Below are 3,984 nucleotides of genomic sequence, written 5' to 3'. Positions count from 1 at the left end.
TCGCCAATTTATATTGCGCTGGCGACTTCTGGGCGCACACAATTGCCCTCTATGGTATCTGCATTGTCCTTGTAAATCGCCTTGAGCTGGGATTTTGACTGCAAAATAATAGAAGCTGATATTTCACGGCTACGGATTGTAGCAATCAGCTTCTCAAACTGTGGAATCTGCCCGATGTTCGCAAACTCATCAAGGAGCATACGCACATGAACCGGGAGCCTTCCGTTATAAACATCATCTGCTTTATCACAAAGCAGGTTAAAGAGCTGTGAATACATGATTGATACCACAAAATTAAATGTGGCATCGGTATCGGAAATAATAACGAATAATGCTGTCTTTTCCTCTCCCAGAGTATCAAGCTCCAGCTCGTCATATTCCATAAGGTCACGCAGCTCCTTAATATCAAATGGTGCTAACCTCGCACCGCAGCTAATCAGGATTGATTTCGCTGTCTTTCCGGCAGCAAGTTTGTACTTTTTGTACTGTCTTACTGCAAAATGATTGGGTTTATCCGCTTCCAGCTCCTCAAACAATAAGTCCACGGCATTTTTGAAGTTCTCATCGTCCTCTCTGGCTTCGCTGGCATCAATCATATCAATCAGCATTGCGAAATTCTGCTCCTCTTCCGGAGCTTCATACCAGATATAAGCGATAAGTGCCGTGTAATAGAGCTTTTCAGCCTTGACCCAGAAGTCCTCACCGGATTGCTGTCCCTCTCCTTTGGTGTTGACTATAATCGTGTTTACAAGTTTCAAAATATCCTTTTCGCTCCGAATGTAGGCGAAAGGATTGTAATGCATGGATTTAGCAAAGTTTATGGTATTTAAAACTTTTATCTTGTACTTGCCCTTCTTTAACATCTTTCCGCACTCAACCAGTACCGTACCTTTCGGATCAGTGACAACATAAGACGAGTGCATCTGCATCAGGTATGAGGTAGGCACCCTGCGCCTTGCTGACTTTCATCAGTAGGTTTCAGGGAGCCGCCTCCCAAACCGGACGTACACCTCTCAGCGTATCCGGCTTTCCATGAATCACCTTGATTCTTTGGTTTCGTGTAAGAGTTCAAAGCAGTCAGGGCAGAGAGCCAGAGATTTTCTTCTCATTTTCAGCATTTTCTGCTCAAATATATCCCTGCCTTTCAGCGATTTCAGCGTTCTTACGTGGTGCATACATAAATAGTCTGCATGTTCCCCGCAAATCTCGCATACTCCGGCTTTTATGCGGTTTACTATCGTGTGCCTGCTGTCATATTTCCTATAACTCGGCATAACGTCTGCCACATTGTCATAGCCGTCGCTGTGCTTTCTGAATCCATCATGGTAAAATTCGCAGTATTTACGTCCCTTAGTTGTATCGTATGGGATTCTCAGTACTCCGTTTACCATGTGCCGCTTCTTAATAACACTGACATTCGTTCTGTGCTTTCCTGCCAGAGTTTTTAACATGCTGTACCGCACCATGTAGTAATACTTGTGCAATGCGCCTACGTTTTCTGCTATCCGATAGAAGTTATATAACCCTCGAATTTCGGAATTGAAAGTAGACACAATCTCTGCGTCGCTGCGGTTCATCAGGTCTTTCCTTGGCATAGGCCGCCACATTTCTTTGCCTGTGTCATTGTTGCGTTTCACCTGTATCGCTCCCCGTTCCATCGCTTTTTTAATCCATTTTTCTTTCGGCATATACAGGAATACTTTTCCATACCACACCCGTTTCATGTCGCCGTTTTTACAACGCTTCATGTTCTTGGAATGGATTACTTTGAAATCGTACCCCAGATAGCGTACCGGCTTACTGGAATGGGTGACTTTCGTCTTTTCCTCGGACATTTCCAAATGCAGTTTTTCTTGGAGAAAGATTTTTACATCTTCCTTGATTTTTTCTGCGTCCTTTTTGGAGCCGATAACGCCGATTACAAAATCATCGGCGTAACGGTTGTACTGGATTTTCTTGAAGCCTTCCTCAAACGGATTGTAATAGTGCTGATTCATCTTCTTCCTTCTGGAATCCTTAAATTCTTTTACCAGTTCAGGAGTTGATTTTTCTGCGCCCATTAACGCTTTACGTGCCTTTCTGTATCTCCGGGACGCCCGCTCGTATTCTCTGGTCGTCCTTCTGCGTTCTGGCTCGCAATCATACTTTTCTTTGTATTCCTGCATATAGTTGTCCAGTTCGCTGAGGTAGATGTTTGCACATATCGGACTGATACCGCTGCCCTGCGGAACACCGGAGTAGGTGCAGTTGTACTGCCATTGTTCCATATATCCGGCTTTCAGGAACTTCCAGATTAGACCGATAAAAGCCTCGTCTGAAATCCTTTTCCGCAGTAATTCAACCAACACATGATGGTCGAAGTTATCAAAGCACGCCTTAATGTCTCCCTCGACAATCCATGTAACACCTGTGAAGTTTTTCTTCACTTGCGTAAGTGCCGTGTGACAGCTTCTTTTTGGTCTGAAACCGTGTGAATTGTTGCTGAATGTCGGCTCATAGATTGCTTCAAGAATCATTCTGACCACTTCCTGCACTAACTTATCATCAGTAGAAGTGATTCCCAACGGGCGAAGTTTCCCGTTCTTTTTAGGAATGTACTTTCTTTTTGCAGGCTTTGGCGGATATGTCCTGTTGCGTATGGATTCAATAATCCGGTTAATTCTCGGCAGGCTCATGTTGTCCAGCGTCTGCCCGTCTACCCCCTGCGTCATGCTCCCCTGCGATTTCGCAATGTTCGCATATGCAAGGAGATAGAACTCTGGATTGTATAGGTTGCGATATAATCTTTCATATTTGTAGTTACTTACACTTGCCTTTTCTTCAAGGCTTTTCAAGACATGAATCGGATTTCTCATAGTGTCTCACACACCATCCTTTCTGTTTTGAAAATGATTCACTGTTCCCCTTTGCCATGTAGACGGCTTTCCCGTCCGCAGACTACTATGGGAACTCTGTTGCCATGGTGAATATTCAGAACCCCGCATTTCAGCGTTTTCATAGCCTTTCGGCATTTCACTTTAGGCAATCCCCGTTTAGTACGGTATAAACAAGCGTTCCACGTTGTCGGTATGTGACGTTCGCCTTTTTCCACTTTCCCGTGGCTGAACCTGCTCCGAGTATCAGCAGCCGCATAGCCAAACAATGCGACTGTCAGGAACACTGACGAGTACAACCTCTCTACGTCAGGGGTACGCTCTTGGTCCCGATTTCAGGCTGTCATTCAAGCAGTCTAGCTTCCATCCTCATACGTGGATTTTCATTCCGTCACGCCGGCGCTTCTGAGGCTTCAGCGCCCCGTGTCCTCCGTCATGCTATGGTCGCCCTCCGGTTTCCCTTTTGGGGTAAGACGGGGAATGATAGGTTGCGGCACAATGCCGCTTGATACTTTTACCTACTACTTGCTCAAGGTAGGATTTATACCGCCCTTACGGGCGCACTCGGCTTCACAAAAAAGCGAGTCTTACCGGAACCAGAGCCACCGATAACAAGAATGTTCTTGTTCCTTGCATACTTCGGCTCTTTCGGTCTGCCGGACATCATCAGCCGTTCCGTCTGTGTCAAAAGGACATTATTTTCAAACACAGAGTCCATATATGGCTCTATGTCCTTGGCATTGCCCCACCTTGCGGAACCGTATTCTACACCCTGCCGGAACTTCTTGGCATTCTTGGCTTTGTAATACACCACAAGTCGGAGTGCTATGCCGCCTGCCACACCAATCAGTAAATCCCTTGGATGGAAGCTGGGCAAGGGATTGGCAAACAGCTTATCAAAGCGGTTCATGACTGCCATCATCTTATCGGAAGCATTTGTCCCCTCCGATACTCTCCACAACCATGCAACCTTGTCACAGAAATACCCAGCAAAGATATAGGGCAGATTCAAAAGCACTAGCTTCTTGGTATCCATACCTCCTGCTTTTGCTTTCAGATTTTTCGGGATTGCCTTCAGGTCTTTGGTTATGCCTTCAATGATGTTACTCAA

General features: G+C 45.6%; 1 protein-coding gene and 2 pseudogenes. All 3 read right to left on the bottom strand.

Features of this window, described 5'->3' with window-relative positions:
* Positions 1-38: 38 nt before the first annotated feature.
* Positions 39-932: pseudogene (locus tag DW677_RS17635) on the bottom strand (type IV secretory system conjugative DNA transfer family protein); the annotation flags it as partial.
* Positions 933-1,037: 105 nt separating this feature from the next.
* The gene (locus tag DW677_RS17630; protein WP_117567915.1) at positions 1,038-2,855 is read right to left on the bottom strand and encodes a reverse transcriptase/maturase family protein; all 1,818 of its coding nucleotides are present in this window, start codon (positions 2,853-2,855) and stop codon (positions 1,038-1,040) included.
* Positions 2,856-3,435: 580 nt separating this feature from the next.
* A pseudogene (locus DW677_RS17620) lies at positions 3,436-3,909 on the bottom strand (type IV secretory system conjugative DNA transfer family protein); the annotation flags it as partial.
* Positions 3,910-3,984: the final 75 nt, after the last annotated feature.

The sequence above is a fragment of the Clostridium sp. AM25-23AC genome (genome assembly GCF_003435125.1).
Taxonomy (GTDB): Bacteria; Bacillota; Clostridia; order Lachnospirales; family Lachnospiraceae; genus Pilosibacter; species Pilosibacter fragilis.
This window is presented reverse-complemented; position numbering and strand designations above follow the sequence as displayed.